The following is a 19,194-nucleotide window of genomic DNA, read 5'->3' on the forward strand; positions in this document are numbered from 1 at the left end:
ATGTTTCCAGATTGAATTAACGAATGATTTTTTAAACCATCTAAGCTATGAACAATTAACCCTTTAAATAATTAACAATAAATAGTTTACAATTGGCAATTTGCAGTTAACAATTTAACAATCCTGCAATAAAACAATTAACCAATAAAATCTGTGTAATCATCCCCTACGGGAAATTAATCAGTTCTTAAAAAAATGAAAAAATACTTTTCACTCGTATTATTCGCCCACTCCGTTTTTGCGCTTCCATTTGCCATGATTGGTTTCTTTCTGGGCGTAACCACAACAGAAAATCCATTTTCATGGTATAAACTCATTTTAGTTTTGCTCTGTATGGTATTTGCCAGAAACTCGGCCATGGCTTTTAACCGTTATCTCGACAGAAATATTGATGCAAAGAACCCGCGTACTAAAATGCGCGATATTCCAGCAGGTAAAGTTTCAGCAAATGAAGCATTGATTTTCGTTATCGCCAATTGTTTACTTTTTGCCATTACCACTTACTTTATTAACCCGCTTTGTTTCTATTTGTCGCCAGTGGCTTTGTTCGTGGTTTTGTTTTATAGCTACACCAAACGTTTCACTGCGCTTTGCCATTTGGTATTGGGCTTAGGCCTGGCGCTTGCCCCTATTGGTGCTTACATTGCCGTTACCGGACATTTTGCCCTGGTACCTGTACTTTATTCCTTAACGGTGTTATTCTGGGTAAGTGGATTTGATATTATATATGCATTACAGGACGAAGAATTTGATCGCGAAGAAAAATTACATTCCATCCCATCGGCACTTGGCATTAAAAATGCTCTGAATGTTTCGGTGCTTTTGCATATACTCTCTGCCACCTGTGTTATTTTGCCTGTATTTTTTACCGCTTTTAGCTGGGTTTATTATGTAGGTATTGTGTTTTTCTGCTCGATGCTGATTTATCAGCACTTACTTGTAAAACCAAATGATATCAGTAAAGTAAACAGGGCATTTCAAACCTTAAATGGTTATGCATCGGTGGTATTTGCGATATGCTTTTTAATAGATGCGTATTTGAGACATAAATAAATGAGTGAATGATTGAATTTTGGATGAGAGAATATAACATTGCGACGTAAACCATTCACTCATTCAATCATTCAATCATTCAATCATTCTCTAATTCAATAATTAACTATTATGATAACTAAGAAAATTAGAACATATATCCCACAGGAACTAAACATTACCTGGGAAAATCTGGAACCACTTTTTACTGAACTGCAAAACCGTGAAATAAACAGCGCTGCTGAATTAGAACAATGGTTAAAAGACCGTTCTGAACTTGAAGCTGCCCTGGAAGAAGACTTTGCCTGGAGATATATCAGAATGAGCTGCGATACCGCAAATGAAGAACTGGTTAAAAACTTTCAATATTTTGCGACCGAAATAGAGCCAAAAATTTCTCCGTTAGCCAACGAACTGAACAAAAAATTTGTCGAAAGCCCATTTATGGATGATTTGGACAAAGAAAAATATTTCGTGTACAGTCGCGCCATTAAAAAAGCCCTTGAACTTTATCGCGACGAAAACATTGAACTCTTCACTGAACTTCAGGTAAAACAGCAGAAATACCAGAGCACTACAGGCGCCATGAGTGTTGAGCTTAACGGGCAGGAATATACCCTGGAGCAAGCCTCCATCTTTATTAAAGATTTGAACCGCGAAGTACGCGAAAATGCCTGGAAAACGATCCAACAACGCCGTTTGGTTGATAAAGATGATTTAAACATTTTATTTGATGAGCTAATCAGGCTGCGCAATCAGGTAGCTTTAAATGCCGGCTTTGAAAACTATCGCGATTATATGTTCCAGGCTTTAGGCCGTTTTGATTATACCCCGCAAGACTGTTACGATTTTGCAAACGCAATTGAAAAGGAAATTGTTCCGATTTTAAAAGAACAGGCTGAAAAACGCCGTGAGGCTTTAGGTTTAGAAATATTAAAACCCTGGGACCTTGAAGTGAGCATCAGTGGCAAACCAGCGTTGAAACCTTTTAACAACGGCGGAGAACTGATTGATAAAAGCATTGCCTGTTTTAATGCGATTGATGAAAAATTAGGTTCAAAATTGGCAACCATGAAGGCGAATAACCTTTTCGATGTGGAGAGCAGAAAGGGTAAAGCGCCGGGCGGTTACAATTATCCATTAGCGGAAACCGGGGCACCTTTTATCTTCATGAATTCGGCAAATTCGCTGCGCGATTTAACTACAATGGTCCACGAAGGAGGGCATGCGATCCATACCTTTTTAACGGCAAATTTGGAGTTAAACGACTTTAAACATTGCCCATCTGAGGTGGCTGAACTGGCATCGATGAGTATGGAATTAATCTCAATGGATAATTGGGATGTTTATTTCGACAACGAAGAAGACCTAAACCGTGCTAAAAAAGAACAGTTGGCTGATGTTTTGAAAACTCTTCCCTGGGTTGCGGTAATTGATCAGTTTCAACATTGGATTTACACCAACCCGAACCATACCGCGGCTGACCGCGAAGAAACCTTTAAACAGATTTTTAACCGTTTTGGCGCAGGCTTTGCCGATTGGACAGATTTAGAACAGCAGTTTGGAAATGGCTGGCAAAAACAACTGCATTTATTCGAAGTTCCATTTTATTATATTGAATATGCAATTGCCCAGTTAGGTGCCATTGCTGTTTGGAAAAACTATAAAGAAAATCCGGAAAAAGCTTTAGAACAATATTTGGCTGCACTTGCTTTGGGTTACACCAAACCAATAAACGAGATCTATGAAACCGCGGGAATCAAATTCGATTTCAGCGAAGAGTATGTAAAAGAACTGGCAAGTTTTGTGAAAACAGAACTGGAGAAACTGGGATAAGGCAGAAGGTTTTTGAGGTAGAAGGCTTTTCCTCTCAATAGGAATATAATAAGGGTCGTGGCATTTTGCCACGACTTTTTTGTTTTTATAACCACAGATAAAAATGATGAACACAGATTAATATTGGTTCTGGTCTTAGCGTCTACTCCCTGGTCTTAGCGTCTCGCTAAGACTTAAGTTCAATTCTTTTATTATGGGGCATCAATTGGCCTTGGCATCTCGCTAAACTTTTTTTTGCCACGGAAACACTAAGGGCACGGAAACTAAGCAAGAATACAGAACTTCAGCGTACTAAAATGTTTTTTGGTAATCAAAATCTCTTATCAAGGAGCATGGATGTTGTAAAAGACGCTTCGACTACACTCAGCGTGACAAACCTTATCTGGTCTTAGCGTCTCGCTAAGACTTAAGTTTAATTCTGTCAAATGGCATTAACATCTTGCTAAGCGTTTTTTACCACGGAGACACAGAAGGCACGGAAATTAAGTATGTAAAAAAATGTTAATTGGGTTAAACATTGTTAAAATCTACCAATTAATGCAACTAATGATCTAGTTTCGTTTAATTCCTAATCAGATAAAAGGAAAAACTAATCATCAGATCCCTAGCTAATAATGAAACCATTCGCTCCATTCTTTATGATACTTACTTTATTTTGTGTCAATCTACTTTATGCCCAAACCGTAAAAACCCATATTACTGGAATGGTTACCTCTAAAAACAACACAAAAATTTTGGCTACGCTCACATTTAAAAGTGCAACAGACTCTTCCTTTATCAAAACCGTGACAACTAACGAACAAGGAAATTTTACATTGGATAATTTCCCGTCGGGTAAGTGTACAATAGAAGTTAAATCACTTGGTTATAAAACCCTTTTAGAAACATTAGAGCTAAAACCAAACAAAACCGATATCAATTTAAGTTTTACGTTACAACCGGATATAAATGAACTGGAAAGTGTTGTTATTGCTGGCCGCAAGCCTTTAATAGAACGCCATAACGATAAAACGGTGATGAACGTAGAGAACAGTATAGTTTCGACCGGAAATACTGCCCTCGAAGTGCTTGCTAAAATGCCTGGTGTAACGGTTAATCAGGATGGGATAATCAGTATCAGAGGTAGATCTGGCGTCAATGTGCTTATTGATGGAAAATCGATCTATTTATCTGCCGAACAGTTGGCTACCAGGTTAAGATCGTTAAATAGTAACGAAATAAAAACGATCGAACTGATTACCAGTCCTTCTTCTAAATACGATGCTGAAGGAAACGCAGGGCTACTCAATATTCGGTTAAAAAAGAACGCCAGTTACGGTACCAATGGAAATCTTGACTTAGGTTTCGGATATGGTAAGAATCCAAAAAGCGATGCCGGGATATCCATTAACCACCGAAACAAAAACTTTAATGTTTTTGGCAACTACGCCAATAACAACAATAAAGCCACCGAAAACCTGGACATTTCGAGGGTAGTAAATGGCAGCGATCAAAATACTTATTTCCATCAATCGAATACACAAACCAGAACCACACATAACAACAATTACAAAGCCGGGATTGATTATTTCATCAACGATAAAAACACTTTAGGTTTCCTCACTACAGGTTATTTTAACAATGGTCACGATGTATCTAATGGCGTTACCGCTATTGGGCAAAGTTTTACAAAGGTTGATTCCTCTATTGTTGCCGATAATCCCGCAAAGAATAAATACCGCAATCAGGCTTACAACCTTAATTACAAAAGTGTGATGGATACGTTAGGTCAGGAATTTTCTATCGATTTAGATTATGCCAAATACCATAGTGAGGAAAATACCATTTATCAAAATTCCTTTTTCGACCAAAGTGCTTCGATGTATAAATCACCTGCTATCTTTCGAAATGCTACCCCATCTTTTATTAAAATCAAGGCTGCAAAAATTGACTATGTACTTCCAATCAGCACGAAAACTAAATTAGATGTCGGCTTAAAAAGCAGCTGGGTCAGTACAGATAATGATTTTCAATTCGAAAACCTGATTGGAACAGATTGGAAGAATGATGCAGGCAGAAGTAACCGCTTTATTTACGACGAAAACATCAATGCCGCTTATGCAACCCTAAAGCATGAATTTAAATCGACCAGTGTTGAAATTGGTTTACGAACGGAGCAAACCAACTCTAAAGGCAATTCTATTAACGACAATAAGATTGTAAAACGCAGTTATTTTGATTTTTTTCCAAGTTTTAACATCAACCAAAGCCTAAATGCTAATCATGAAATCGGGTTTTCATACAGTAGAAGGATAGATCGGCCTGATTATAAATCACTTAACCCTTTTGTTTATTTTGTTGATTTATATACTTTCAGTCAGGGAAATCCCTTTCTTAACCCGCAGTACACCAATGCTTTTCAAATGGCGTATAATTATAAAAAAACATTAAATATTTCATTGGGGTACAGCATCACCAACAACTTAATTATTGACGTTTTGCTACCAGAAAACGAGAAGAAAACATTGTATCAAACCGTGCAAAACCTCGATAAACAATATGCCTACGATTTAACAATCGGCTATCCTACAACCATTACCAAATTCTGGAGTATGGACAATACACTTACCAGCACCTATAACCAGATCAAAACCGCAAATTTAGGTAACAGTGTTTATGATCGGAAAAAAGTGAATTTTATGATCAATAGCAGTCACACTTTTACCGTAAGCCCGTCAACATCAGCAGAACTTTCAGGAGAATATGCCTCGTCGCAGATTTATGGCACTTATGCCATCAAGCCCTATTATGGAGTGGATTTCGGAATCAAAAAATCATTCCTTGATAAAAAACTCAACGTTAAACTTGCGGCCAATGATGTTTTCGATACCAGAAAAGCAAGAATCAGCAGTGCACTTTCGGGTTTAGATTATAACCTCACGCAAAAACAAGAAAGCAGGGTTTACAGAATTAGTTTAAATTACATTTTTGGTAGCAGCAGTATTAAAGGTACCCGAGAGCGAAAAACCAGCGTAACTGATGAGCAAGGCCGGATCAAATAATAAATTACACTTCATCTTTTTTTCGAATCCTTAGAATAATAAACATCACTAAAACCGATATTAGGATCATGATCAGATAACTATAGCTTAGGTTACGTTCATCTTTGGCAGGAATCAGGTTTACGATACCATAACTCAAAAAAGAAACAATCACATAGGTAATCCCTCCTGTTAAGCCGCCTGCAATGCCTGCATTTTTTGGGAATTTGCTCAGACAGAAAGTAAAGTAATTATTAAAGGTAAAGCCTGCTCCTACATGGATTAAAAAGGCAAAGAAAATTAACGACCAGATGTTAGAAACAAAATTTAAGCTTATAATCATCATAATTACAAAAGCTACCTGAAACAGCGAGTTGATCATTAATCTTTTAAAGAAGGGCCTGTTGATGGTAGCCTTGCCAATAAAGCCTCCAACCATCCATGCAAAACCTAAAAACAATGAGCTGTAACCTGCAATAACCGGCGAGAAATTAAAGTGGTGCTCAATAATAAATGGACCGGTCATATTGTAAACCATCACCATACAATAGGCTAAACCCAACATTACAATACCCAATGTAAAACTCGTTGTTTTAATCATTTCGATATAAATGCCGGTGATTTTTTTCAGTTGAAAAGCGGTAAAATGCTTTAGTGTTTCGCCGCTGAACAACAACTCCAGAACCGCAAAAACAAGTGCAAAACCTGCCAAGAAATAGAAATTAGATTCCCAGCCAAATGCTGTTTGCAAATAACCACCAATAAAAGGTGCTACAATTGGTCCGGTAGACCAGATGATGGAAAACAGACTGAGGTAGTGTTTTAACTGATCGCCCTCGAAGAGATCGACAAAATATGCCCTTTTGGCCACCACAATTGCGCCAACAGTAAGTCCATGGATAACGCGCATTACATAAATGAGATAAATATTATGGGTTGTGGCAATAACAATACTTGCCGCTGCAAAAATCAATAACGCATACAGGCAGATCTTATACCTGCCAAAGCTATCGAGCACGCTCCCGATAAAAAGTTGTGAAACACCATAGCTAATTAAAAAGATACTTAATGTAAGTTGAACCTGAACACTGCTTACCTGCATTTCTCCGGCCATTGTTGGTAAAGAGGGGATATAAATATCGGTAGCAAAACCTGACAATGGAATTAAGGCAAAGGCCAGTAAAGTAGCTAAACCCTGGTGACGTTCTTTAATGTATTTTATTTGTGCTGTATTTGAATTCATATTGATACTATAATCGTATATAAATATTCCAATCAAACATCTATTTACGCGTTCTTAGCTATCTGATTGATTATTGACTGCAAAAATAAGACTTTCACCCGCCCTAAAATTATGCAAATCAAACAAAGGATTATTCATGGCAAATAATTACAAATTTTTACTTTAATCTAATAAATACCATTCTTTTCGGCTGCATTTTGCTTCTCAAAGCGAAGTGTATTGAAAATTATATCCTGCTTTAAACGTTTTTAACCAAACTTTTTATAAGTTTGAAGAAACAATCAAACAAAAGATGTTCGAAAAGCTATTCAGAAAGAAATCTATTTCCAAGATATTAAAAGATGCGGCAAACGGCTATGGCGATCACGAAAATACATTACATAAAACACTCGGTGTACGCGATTTAACAGCTTTTGGAATTGCAGCGATTATTGGAGCAGGAATTTTTAGTACGATTGGCAAAGCAAGTGCAGACGGCGGGCCGGCAGTAATTTTTTTATTTATTTTTACAGCGGTAGCCTGTAGTTTTGCAGCCTTTGCTTATGCAGAGTTTGCTTCAATGGTACCTGTTTCTGGCAGTGCCTACACCTATTCTTATGTTGCCTTCGGAGAATTGGTGGCCTGGATTATCGGATGGTCGCTCATTATGGAATATTCCATTGGCAATATTACAGTGGCGATATCCTGGTCTGATTACTTTACCGGACTACTATCAACGATCAAAATACCTCCCCTCGGCATAGATGGCATCCATGTACCCGATTGGATGACAATGGACTATTTAAGCGCTTATAACGGACATCAACATGCTGAAGCTCTATTGGCCGCTGGCAAAAACCTGGCAGATTTAGATCCGGCTACAGCTTTAGCGAATAATGCATGGCTCACCGCTCCAAAAATAGGTAGTTTTCACATCGTTGCAGATATCCCTGCCTTAGGCATCATCATTTTAATTACCTGGTTAATTTATCGTGGCATGAAAGAGAGTCGCAATGCCAGCAATGCCATGGTTGTGGTTAAGCTTGCGGTAATTCTTTTGGTATTGGCGGTTGGTATATTTTATGTAGATACAAAAAACTGGGATCCATTTGCGCCTAATGGAGTTGCAGGAGTTCTAAAGGGCGTTTCGGCAGTGTTTTTTGCCTATATCGGTTTCGATGCCATTTCTACAACTGCCGAAGAATGTAAAAACCCACAACGCGATTTACCCCGTGGAATGATGTGGGCCATTATTATCTGTACCATCCTTTATGTGGCTATTGCATTGGTTTTAACCGGCATTGTTAAATCAGACACTTTAGCTGTTGGCGATCCCTTAGCATTTGTTTTTGATCAGATTAACTTAAAATTAATGAGCGGTATTATTGCCGTAAGTGCGGTATTTGCCATGGCAAGTGTACTTTTGGTTTTTCAGATGGGTCAACCACGGATCTGGATGAGCATGAGCAGAGACGGGTTATTGCCAAAATCTTTTTCTAAAATTCACCCGAAATACAAAACACCTTCATTTGCAACTATTGTAGTAGGTTTTGTAGTCGCTGTACCATCATTGTTTATGAACCTGACCATTGTTACCGATCTTTGTTCTATCGGAACACTTTTCGCTTTCGTATTGGTTTGTGCAGGGGTTTTAGTATTACAGAACAGACCCGATGTTCAGCGTGGAAAATTCAAGATACCTTATGTAAACAGTAAATTTATTATTCCAATCGCCTTAATTGCGACGATTATTTTTGCCTTCACACAATATGGAAAAGAGACAAAAGCTTTCTTTTTCAATTCGCCTAAAACCATCCAAACCGTAACTTTTGTTACTTCGCTAAGTGGTGATGAACTAAAAATTGTTAAAGAGGAAATTGTTAAAAATGCTGCGCCACAAATTTTATTGACAGAAAAAGTAGATGCAGAATCTTATTTGAGTGCGTTACCTGCTGATCGTTACGAGCAGTTTATTGCAGCCTCAAAAATACCTGTAGAGAAAAAATACGAAAGTGGCTGGGGTTTATTTAAGCACAAAATCCCAATGTGGATTTTCTTGATTATTTGTGTGGTCATCACCTACTATTGCATTACCAAAAACCTATCATTAATTCCTGTTTTGGGATTGATTAGTTGCTTATATATGATGTGCGAACTTGGAATTTCAAACTGGATCGGTTTCGGCATCTGGCTGGTAGTTGGGCTTGTGGTTTATTTTGCCTATGGTTACAGACATAGTAAACTGGCAAATCTGGAGGTTTAGTAAATGAAATACAATCCTTTAATACATCATCGAAGATCGATCAGGTTAAAGGGTTACGACTATTCAAAAGCAGGGGCCTATTTCATCACGATCTGCTGTGAAGATAGAATCCATAGATTTGGAAAAGTTTCAGGTGATGAAATGATCTTAAATCAGTCTGGAACTATCGCTTATAACGAATGGATTAATTTAGCAGATAGATTTCCGAATTTTGAACTTGATGTTTTTCAGATCATGCCGAATCACATGCATGGCATAATCATTTTATCTGATGTCGGGGCGACCCTTGCGGTCGCACAAGAAGACGATAAAATAAAAAGGGCGACCGCAAGGGTCGCCCCGACAATTGCTGAAATCGTCGGAGCTTACAAATCGATTGTTTCAAATGCATGCCTGCAGTTGTTCAAGTCACACAATAAAACAATGGGAAAGCTCTGGCAGCGTAATTATTACGAACACATCATTCGCGATGAAAGAGCATATCAGAACATTTCAAATTACATCATTAATAATCCTCGCAATTGGAACGAGGATAAATTCCATTTATAAAGAAAAATCCCCTTTCTTGAGTAGAAAGAGGATTGTATTTATTTTTTCTTGATAAATGCCATTGCGGTAATCATCACGAGTCCTAATCCAGATGCAATCATGTAGTTATTTGCATGATCAAGATGGTATATTTTGGCTGCAGGACCTGCTATAAATAGCACGGTACCTAAAATTAAAATTGCAGTTCTCATTGAATTAAACCGGGAGTCTGTGTAATTCAATATCATCTGGCGTAACGAAAATCAAAGGTACTTTCTCTACATCAACATAACTGCTATCCAAGCCAAAACTTCGCTCCTCAGACAAACTCAGTTTTTTAAGGATAAAATAGTAATCCATAATCTGTCTCTCGTAGAAACTTAACTTGGTAAACTTAGATAAATGTTTTTCTAAAAGTACAAACCTGAAATCGCCAGCAATTTTATGCTTGTTTAATGAGGTGTACTGGCTGGTAATATCGATCTCTCCATTTTTCACTAATTCTTCAACTACCTTACGGTAAAGTAAATTTACACGTTGCTCAATCCTGAATCCTAACCTGAAGTCGATCCTGATTAACTTGCCCGGAATCAGGAATTCAACTTTATAATCTAAAGTATATGGCTCATCCATTACATCAACGTGTACCAGCCAATATACGTCAGCGCGTTTTGGTTCTTTTTGAATAATGGAATAGATAATCTTGGATTCGATCTCCGTTTTAAAGTTGGCACTGGTTAAATAAACCAGCTGGGAAGAGTATTTCGGAACCGATTCATCGCTGCTCAGTTCAGTTAAAATCTCATAATAATCCTCAATTTCTACATATTTAACAAATCGGTTTTTGATTTTCCGGGCTACAAACCAACTCCACATCACCGTAAATAAGAAAGAACCGATTAATACGGTTACCCAACCGCCATGTAAGAATTTAGTTAAATTACTGATCAAAAATGTACCCTCAATAATGACATAGGTAAAAAAGAATAACGCGATCAGATACCGTGGAAAACGTCTGCTTCTTAAATAAAAACTCACCAGGATGGTGGTCATTAACATGGCTATGGTTATAGATAAACCATAGGCTGCGTCCATTCTCTCTGCTTTCCGAAACAAGAATACAATACCACAGCAACCAATCCATAACATCCAGTTAATGGAAGGAACATATAACTGGCCTTTAGAAACTGATGGATAGACTATTTTAATTTTTGGCCAAAGGTTTAAGCGTACTGCCTCAGCAATTAAAGTAAACGAGCCACTAATTAAAGCCTGACTGGCAATTACCGCCGCCATAGTAGCGAGTATAACCATTGGAATTTGAAACTGATCTGGAACGATCTGGAAAAATGGGTTCATTTTAGCTCCCGGCACATAACTGCCACTGTTCTGCAAAATCCAGACACCCTGCCCCAAATAGTTTAGAATAAGTGTCAGTTTTACAAAGATCCAACTGATTCTAATGTTATTTCTACCACAGTGACCTAAGTCAGAATATAAAGCCTCTGCCCCGGTTGTACATAAAAACACACCGCCCAGAATTAAAAATGCCAGTTTGTTGGTCACCAATAAATGAATGGCATGGTAAGGATTAAATGCTTTAAGGATGCTTAAATCTTTAATAATAAAAGACACGCCCAAAACACCTAGTACAGCAAACCAAACAAACATTACCGGACCAAATAGCTTGCCTACCATATTGGTACCGAACTGCTGGATAATAAATAAGATGGTTAAAATGGTGATTACAATTGGAATAACTGGTACATCAAATTTACTGGTAAGCCCTTCAATAGCCGATGTTACCGTAATACTAGGTGTGATAATGCCGTCTGCAAGTAGTGCACAACCACCTACAACGGCTGGTACCACCAGCCACTTAGCCTTTTTGCGCACCAGGGAGAATAAAGAGAAAATACCACCTTCACCTTTATTATCGGCCCTAAGGGTAATAATAACATACTTAATGGTGGTTTGTAAGGTTAATGTCCAGATGATACAAGATAAAACGCCTAAAACGTTTGTTGGATTGATATCTTGCTTTCCCCCTAAAATGGTTGTGAAAATTGCATTTAAGGTATATAGTGGAGATGTACCAATGTCACCGAACACAATTCCTAAACTAATTAGAACACCGCCGGCGGTTAACGCGTTGACATTTTTATGATTTGACACTTCGTTGATATTTTAGTGCGGCAAAAGTAAACTAACTATAACAATTTAACAACCAAATTATTGTGTATTTTCAACACTATGAAAATTAAATTTTATTGTTAAATTGTGTTAAATTATGGGTTTTAAACAAAATGTTTAATTTCTTTGTTTTAAATTAATACATTTGCTATACCAATTTGATGAAACTCTACACTAGGATAACGTTACTCACAAAACTCGCCTGCACATTGTGCATTGTTTTGTTATGCAGCTTAAATTCCTGGTCACAACAGAGTGATAGCATTCACATCAGCTTAAAAAACAGAACAAAAAAAATAAGCCGAATTCCTGAAATCAAAGCCAATATTACACCTTACAAACCGTTTTACATGACAGTTGGTGGTTCCGGGATGTTCAATACTTCTTCTACAGTTCCTAAAAATACAACAGTTGTAGCAAAAGATAAATTGTTAAGTATTTTAAAAATATATCCTAACCCGGTAGAAGATCAGTTAAATATTATTTTATCTATTGGAAAAGATGGCACCCAAACAACGATCAAAATTATCGATTTATTGGGAAATGAAGTAGCAACACTTTTGAACGAACGTTTAAATGCCGGCGAGCATAATAAAAATTTTGTCGTTCCTAACAGAATTAACCCAGGCATCTATTTTTTAAGGGTTATTGCAGGCTCAGAAAGCCAGGTAAAACGGATCTCAGTTTTATAACACCATTTTCTTTTCTATTTTTGATTGATGCGGAATTAATTCCCGTCTATTTTATCATATTTCATATTCTTAAGAATGAAGATCATCGCCATTGGCCGAAATTATGCCGAACACGCAAAAGAGCTGAACAATCCAGTTCCAACCACACCAGTAATTTTCCTTAAACCTGATACAGCTGTTTTAAAAGATAATAAACCTTTTTACCTGCCCGATTTTTCTGATGATATTCATTACGAACTTGAAGTAGTATTAAAAATCTGCAAGGAAGGAAAACATATTGCCGAAAAGTTTGCAACTAATTATTATGATGAAATTGGATTAGGAATCGATTTTACTGCACGAGATATCCAGAGCAAACATAAAGAAAAGGGATTACCCTGGGAGTTGGCCAAAGCTTTTGATCACTCTGCACCGATCAGTATTTTTCAGCCTAAAAGTGATTATGAAGACCTTTACAATTTAAATTTTGAGTTAAAGATAAATGGCGAAAGCCGCCAAGTTGGCCATACTAAAGATTTGTTATTCTCGTTCGAGAAGATAATCAGCTTTGTTTCTCAATATATTACTTTAAAAAAGGGAGATTTAATTTTTACCGGCACACCTCAGGGCGTTGGAAAAATCAATAAAGGCGATAAACTGGAAGCCTGGTTAGAAGGAAAACAACTTTTAAATTTTGATGTAAAGTAACGAATGATTAAAAACCCGATCCAAAATAAGTTTAAATTTTCCATTTCAATTTGCCTTTTATTTGCTTCAACTTTTGTTCAGGCACAACAGATTTATAGTACGAATAAATACCCGATTACAGATTTCAGGCAACCTTTAGATATTATCCCTCCTGCCCTGGCAGGTTCATTCGGCGAAATCAGAGGCAATCACTTTCATTCTGGAATCGATTTCAGAACCAATCAGCGCGAAGGTTATCCTGTTTATGCAGTAGCTGATGGTTATATTTCGAGGTTAAGGGTTCAAAACAGTGGTTTCGGACAGGCCTTGTACATTAATCACCCTAATGGGTTTACTACTGTTTACGGTCACTTACAACGTTTCGCTCCAAAAATTGCCACGATTGTTAAAAATCTTGAATATGAAAAAAAATCGTTTGAGATTGATGAATTTCCAGATGCCACATTAATCCCGGTACATAAAGGCGAAATTATTGCCTGGTCTGGTAACCGTGGCAGTTCAGGCGGGCCTCATTTGCATTTCGAAATCAGAGATACTAAAACTGAAGAAACCATAAATCCGCAATTTTTCGGGATCATCATTCCGGATAATATTCCGCCTGTTATACATGGATTATATGTATACCGTTTAAATGGCAAAACTTTTAACGAAAATACACCAAAACAGGCCATTGGCATTAGCGGAGCAAATGGTAGTTATAAAACCGCTGCCCCCATCAGTTTAACCGGAGAGGTTGGTTTCGGTATCGTAGTAACCGATCGGCATAATGGTTTATCGGGCACCAATGGTGTATATTCTATTCAGCTCGAAGTAGATGGCAAGAAAGTATATACTTCTGCACTTGAACGTTTTGCTTTCGAAGATAGTAAAGCAATTAATTCGCATATCGATTACCCTACCTACCTGAATACCAAAAGAAGTATCCAGAAAAGTTTTGTTGAGCCTGGCAACCCTTTAAAAATTTATAGCGGTTTAATCAATAATGGCAGAATTAATTTTAATGATGGCGCTACGCATCAGCTTCGCTACATCATCACCGATTCGAAAGGAAATTCATCTGTTTTGCCTTTCACGGTAAATGCGGGCTCAGCACCTATCGCAACACCAGTTATCCCCCATGGAATAATTTATCCATATAATAAGGTGAATGAATTTAATACCGAAGATATTAAGGTAGTTTTCCCGCAAGGGACATTGTACAGCGATTTAAATTTCACTTATAAAAAACTGCCTAAACCAACTGGAAATGCCTGGTCAGCTGTGCATCAGATCCACAATAGGTATACCCCATTGCATATTGGTTTCAATATTTCGATTAAGGCTGATAATCTTCCTGAGAACTTAAAAAACAAAGCTTTGATTGTAAACTCAAATGGCTCATCGCAAGGCGGATTTTTCGAAAATGGTTATGTTAAGGCTACACCAAAAAACTTTGGCAGCTTTTATATTGCAATCGATACCATTGCGCCTAGGATAATACCGGTAAATGTCTCGGAAGGAAAAAATATGGCCGGTTTATCTAAAATATTTTTTAAGATCAGCGATGATCTATCGGGGATAAAAAGTTTTAATGGCTATATAGATGGTAAGTGGGCTTTGATGGAATTCGATACCAAAACGGCTACGCTATGGCTCAGTTTCGACGAAAGAACAGCTTCGGGAAAACATACACTTGAACTGGTTGTTGTAGATATGAAAGAGAATACCCGAAAATACACGGTAACATTTATCAGATAGGCTAAGATATATTGGATTTCTTGACCATACGATATCAACTTTTCACAAATTAAACCAACAAATGTCATCTTTTAACATATATCCAACAGTATAACAGCATAAACTGTTTAAATTGCAAGCATGATTTAAACATATTATCATTCAAAATTCAATCGTTTAATTATACTCCATCATTAAAGCATTTAAATTCAATCATTATTAAATATGGCAGAGTTAAAAGAAGGTGATCAGGCACCGGCAATTACATCAAAAGATCAAAATGGAACAGAAGTTTCGCTAAGCGATTATAAAGGCAAAACAGTTGTACTTTATTTTTACCCAAAAGATGATACTCCTGGTTGTACCGCCGAAGCTTGCGATTTCAGAGATAACTACCAGGGTTTACAGGCCAAAGGCATTGTAGTTTTAGGCGTTAGCGTCGACGATGAAAAATCGCACCAAAAATTTGTAACCAAACACAATTTACCATTTACCCTACTGGCCGATACCGATCAGAAAATTGTAAATGACTACGGAGTTTGGGCAGAAAAAAACATGTATGGCAAAAAATACATGGGCACGGTCCGCACCACTTTCATTATAGATGGCGATGGAAAAATTAGCCATATCATCAAAAAAGTTGACACAAAAAACTCAACACAACAAGTACTCAATTTAATCAATAACTAATTATGATATAGCGGTTAAAATATTAACTTTGCTATGTAACAACAACCTCTTATTTTAATGAAACATACAATTAAAGAGCTAGAAGATATTGCCTCTCAAATCAGAAGAGATATCGTAAGAATGGTTCATGGATGTCAATCTGGCCACCCAGGTGCCTCGCTTGGATGCGCTGATTTTTTTACCGCTTTATATTTTGAAGTGTTGAACCACAAGACAGACTTCACGATGGAAGGCGCAGGCGAAGATTTATTCTTCCTTTCGAATGGACATATTTCTCCGGTTTGGTACAGTACATTGGCTCATGCTGGTTATTTCGATAAAAGCGAACTGGCAACTTTCCGTAAACTGAACTCCAGATTACAAGGTCACCCAACTACCCACGAGCATTTACCAGGTATCCGTATTGCTTCAGGCTCATTAGGCCAGGGCTTATCAGTTGCCATTGGTGCAGCGTTGGCTAAAAAATTAAACGGTGATAAATCTCACGTTTTTGCCTTATTGGGTGATGGAGAATTACAGGAAGGACAAAACTGGGAAGCAGCAATGTTCGCCCCTTTCAATAAAGTTGACCATTTAATTGCATCAGTTGATTATAACGGACAGCAGATTGATGGCCCTACGAGTAAAGTTCTTGCTTTAGATGATTTACAAGCTAAATTCGAAGCTTTCGGATGGCATGTAATCAATACTGACGGTAATGATATGCAAGCTATAGTTGAAGGTTTACATTATGCTAAAACCTTAACAGGAAAAGGTAAACCAATCATGAATTTAATGAGCACACAGATGGGTGCCGGTGTAGATTATATGGTGGGTTCACACAAATGGCATGGTACTGCTCCAAATGATGAGCAATTAGCAACTGCATTAGCGCAATTACCAGAAACTTTAGGGGATTACTAAATTAGATTGGAGATGTGAGATATGAGATGTGAGTCTCATGTCTAATGTCTAAAATCTCATATCTAAAAAACAATGAAAACCTGCGAAGCAAGCTTGAACGCAGCTAATTAAAAATATAAAAACGTGAAAAAATATACATATACAGAAAAAAAAGATACACGTTCGGGTTTTGGAGCTGGCTTACATGAAGCTGGAAAGAAAAACGAAAATGTGGTTGCCTTATGTGCCGATTTAGTTGGATCGCTTAAAATGGATGCTTTTATTAAAGATTTTCCGGAGCGTTTTACACAGGTTGGTATTGCAGAAGCAAATATGATCGGTATTGCCGCAGGTATGACAATTGGCGGTAAAATTCCCTTTACAGGTACTTTTGCCAATTTCTCTACAGGTCGTGTTTACGATCAGATCCGCCAATCAGTAGCTTATTCTAATAAAAACGTTAAAATCTGTGCATCTCACGCAGGTTTAACCTTAGGCGAAGATGGTGCAACCCACCAAATTTTAGAAGATATAGGCTTAATGAAAATGTTGCCGGGAATGGTTGTAATCAATCCTTGCGATTACAATCAGACTAAAGCAGCAACTATGGCCATTGCAGAATACGAAGGTCCTGTTTATTTACGTTTTGGCCGTCCGGTAATCCCAGTATTTACAGATCCAGATCAAAAATTTGAGATCGGTAAAGCATGGATGGTTAATGAAGGAACAGATGTTACTATTATTGCTACAGGCCATATGGTTTGGAAAGCGATTGAAGCTGGTGAGAAATTAGCCGAATTGGGCATAGATGCCGAAATTATTAACATCCATACCATTAAACCTTTGGATGATGAGGCCATCTTAAAGTCAGTTAAAAAAACCGGATGCGTGGTTACCTGCGAAGAGCACAATAAATTTGGTGGCCTGGGCGAAAGCGTAGCACGTTTGTTAACTACTGAATTACCAACTCCACAAGAGTTTGTAGCCACTAACGATACTTTTGGCGAAAGCGGAACACCAGATCAATTAATGTCTAAATACGGCTTAGATGCCGTAAACATTGTTGAAGCGGTTCAAAAAGTAATTGGCAGAAAAAAATAGATTTGAGACATTAGATATGAGGTTTGAATTATGTCTCAAACCTCATATCTCAATTCTTACATCTCAAATCTATACAATAGAATGAAACAAGTTGAAGATTCAGAAATTCTTGCCATGTTTGCTGTCGAGCATACGCGTAATGAAGCCTTTAACCTGTTACTAAAAAAATACCAGCAAAAAATATACTGGCACATCCGCAGGCTGGTTTTAAACCATGATGACTGCGATGACCTCTTGCAGGAAGTATTTGTTAAAGTTTGGAAAAATCTCGATAAATTTAGAAGCGATTCTCAGCTCTATACGTGGATTTACCGTATTGCCACCAACGAATCGATTACCTTCTTAAATAAACAAAAGCAGCGTAATAATACACCTTTGGATGAGGTTTCATCCGAACTTGCCGATAATCTGGTGGCATCATCATATTTTAACGGCGATAAGCTTGAGCTCAAATTGCAAAAAGCAATTCTCACCTTACCTGAGAAACAACGCATTATCTTTAATATGAAATATTTTGATGATATGAAATATGAAGAGATTTCGGAGGTACTGGGAACCTCGGTAGGTGCGCTAAAAGCATCATTTCACATTGCTGCAAAAAAAATTGAAGCTTTTATTACAAATGATGAAGTAGACTATTAAACCTTTTCACTTTAATTGTATCATATATCTGTGATGAACGAAAATATAGAAAATAACGATTGGATGAACGAGGCTCCTGCACTTGCGGCTATGGGGAAACGTAATCCTTTCTCCGTTCCCGATGTATATTTCGAAAATAGTGATGAGGCCATTTTTTCTGCTGTTTTCTTAGATGGATTACAACAGAAAACCAGTAAAAATAATTTTGAAGTTCCGCCTCATTATTTTGAAAACTTAACGGAACAAATACAAACCCGAATTGCCCTGTCTGAAATGCCTAAGGCAGAAAATACCTTTACAGTTCCCAAAAATTATTTCGATACGCTACAAAGTAGAATTACCGATAGGATTGCAGCATCGGAACCTAAAAAGGAAGCTAAAGTTATTCCTTTGTGGAGAAGAAACATCGTTAAATATGCAAGTGCGGCCTGTTTCTTATTAATGGCCTCGTTTAGCATTTATTTTTACCAGAACAGCACCAATACCGTTCAGCAAGTACAATCTGCCGAAACAGTAAATGAACAAATGTTATACGACATTGACGAAAGCACGATCATAGATCATTTAGAAACACAAAACGCTAACTCATCTAATATAAAAACTACTTCTGCGTCAGATACAGAAATGGAAAACTACATCCTGAGTAACTTCTCATCAAGTGATTTATCTCAGGAGCTAAATAATTAATAC

16 protein-coding genes are annotated in these 19,194 nt (G+C 37.4%); 13 read left to right on the forward strand and 3 right to left on the reverse strand.

Annotated features, from left to right (window positions below):
* The first annotated feature begins 195 nt into the window (after positions 1–195).
* From ACUN24_RS24620 to ACUN24_RS24630, 3 genes are all read left to right on the forward strand, one after another.
* A complete protein-coding gene (locus ACUN24_RS24620) occupies positions 196–1,053 on the forward strand; it encodes a UbiA-like polyprenyltransferase (protein ID WP_193424806.1) in 858 nt (285 codons plus the stop codon).
* Positions 1,054–1,164: 111 nt separating this feature from the next.
* Positions 1,165–2,868 carry a M3 family oligoendopeptidase gene (locus ACUN24_RS24625; RefSeq protein ID WP_445564901.1) on the forward strand — a complete coding sequence of 568 codons (1,704 nt, stop codon included), beginning with the start codon at positions 1,165–1,167 and terminating at the stop codon, positions 2,866–2,868.
* A 614-nt stretch (positions 2,869–3,482) separates the two neighbouring features.
* Positions 3,483–5,909, forward strand: coding sequence for an outer membrane beta-barrel protein (locus ACUN24_RS24630; protein ID WP_445564902.1), 2,427 nt, complete (start codon positions 3,483–3,485; stop codon positions 5,907–5,909).
* A 4-nt stretch (positions 5,910–5,913) separates the two neighbouring features.
* On the opposite strand, the gene ACUN24_RS24635 is transcribed toward ACUN24_RS24630, so the two are convergent.
* Entirely contained in the window at positions 5,914–7,131 is a 1,218-nt protein-coding gene (locus tag ACUN24_RS24635; protein ID WP_445564903.1) for an MFS transporter, read from the reverse strand.
* A 292-nt stretch (positions 7,132–7,423) separates the two neighbouring features.
* On the opposite strand from ACUN24_RS24635, the gene ACUN24_RS24640 reads away from it, so the two are divergent.
* Positions 7,424–9,373 carry an amino acid permease gene (locus ACUN24_RS24640; RefSeq protein WP_445564904.1) on the forward strand — a complete coding sequence of 650 codons (1,950 nt, stop codon included), beginning with the start codon at positions 7,424–7,426 and terminating at the stop codon, positions 9,371–9,373.
* A 3-nt stretch (positions 9,374–9,376) separates the two neighbouring features.
* Positions 9,377–9,922 (forward strand): transposase, encoded by a 546-nt coding sequence (locus ACUN24_RS24645; RefSeq protein ID WP_445564905.1) that lies wholly within the window; start codon positions 9,377–9,379, stop codon positions 9,920–9,922.
* Positions 9,923–9,960: 38 nt separating this feature from the next.
* Here ACUN24_RS24645 and ACUN24_RS24650 read toward each other — a convergent pair whose 3' ends face one another.
* Both ACUN24_RS24650 and ACUN24_RS24655 read right to left on the reverse strand, forming a co-directional pair.
* The gene (locus ACUN24_RS24650) at positions 9,961–10,113 is read right to left on the reverse strand and encodes a hypothetical protein (protein WP_165902738.1); all 153 of its coding nucleotides are present in this window, start codon (positions 10,111–10,113) and stop codon (positions 9,961–9,963) included.
* A 4-nt stretch (positions 10,114–10,117) separates the two neighbouring features.
* Positions 10,118–12,076 (reverse strand): KUP/HAK/KT family potassium transporter, encoded by a 1,959-nt coding sequence (locus tag ACUN24_RS24655; RefSeq protein ID WP_445564906.1) that lies wholly within the window; start codon positions 12,074–12,076, stop codon positions 10,118–10,120.
* A 179-nt stretch (positions 12,077–12,255) separates the two neighbouring features.
* On the opposite strand from ACUN24_RS24655, the gene ACUN24_RS24660 reads away from it, so the two are divergent.
* From ACUN24_RS24660 to ACUN24_RS24695, 8 genes are all read left to right on the forward strand, one after another.
* Positions 12,256–12,786, forward strand: a complete 531-nt coding sequence (locus tag ACUN24_RS24660; protein ID WP_132402520.1) for a T9SS type A sorting domain-containing protein — start codon at positions 12,256–12,258, stop codon at positions 12,784–12,786.
* Positions 12,787–12,861: 75 nt separating this feature from the next.
* Positions 12,862–13,473 carry a fumarylacetoacetate hydrolase family protein gene (locus tag ACUN24_RS24665; RefSeq protein ID WP_445564907.1) on the forward strand — a complete coding sequence of 204 codons (612 nt, stop codon included), beginning with the start codon at positions 12,862–12,864 and terminating at the stop codon, positions 13,471–13,473.
* A gap of 3 nt (positions 13,474–13,476) precedes the next feature.
* Positions 13,477–15,210 carry a M23 family metallopeptidase gene (locus ACUN24_RS24670; RefSeq protein WP_445564908.1) on the forward strand — a complete coding sequence of 578 codons (1,734 nt, stop codon included), beginning with the start codon at positions 13,477–13,479 and terminating at the stop codon, positions 15,208–15,210.
* 204 nt (positions 15,211–15,414) lie between these two features.
* Complete coding sequence (bcp, locus tag ACUN24_RS24675; protein ID WP_315421369.1) at positions 15,415–15,879, forward strand: thioredoxin-dependent thiol peroxidase; 465 nt, start codon at positions 15,415–15,417, stop codon at positions 15,877–15,879.
* 57 nt (positions 15,880–15,936) lie between these two features.
* Positions 15,937–16,782, forward strand: a complete 846-nt coding sequence (locus tag ACUN24_RS24680; protein WP_445564909.1) for a transketolase — start codon at positions 15,937–15,939, stop codon at positions 16,780–16,782.
* Positions 16,783–16,905: 123 nt separating this feature from the next.
* Positions 16,906–17,862: a transketolase family protein gene (locus tag ACUN24_RS24685; protein WP_029274068.1), complete on the forward strand. Its 957-nt coding sequence runs from the start codon at positions 16,906–16,908 to the stop codon at positions 17,860–17,862.
* Between the two features lie 81 nt (positions 17,863–17,943).
* Positions 17,944–18,504 carry an RNA polymerase sigma factor gene (locus ACUN24_RS24690; RefSeq protein ID WP_132402533.1) on the forward strand — a complete coding sequence of 187 codons (561 nt, stop codon included), beginning with the start codon at positions 17,944–17,946 and terminating at the stop codon, positions 18,502–18,504.
* 33 nt (positions 18,505–18,537) lie between these two features.
* Positions 18,538–19,191: a hypothetical protein gene (locus ACUN24_RS24695; RefSeq protein WP_445564910.1), complete on the forward strand. Its 654-nt coding sequence runs from the start codon at positions 18,538–18,540 to the stop codon at positions 19,189–19,191.
* The last annotated feature ends 3 nt before the right edge of the window (positions 19,192–19,194 follow it).

It is taken from the genome of Pedobacter sp. WC2501, assembly GCF_052682415.1.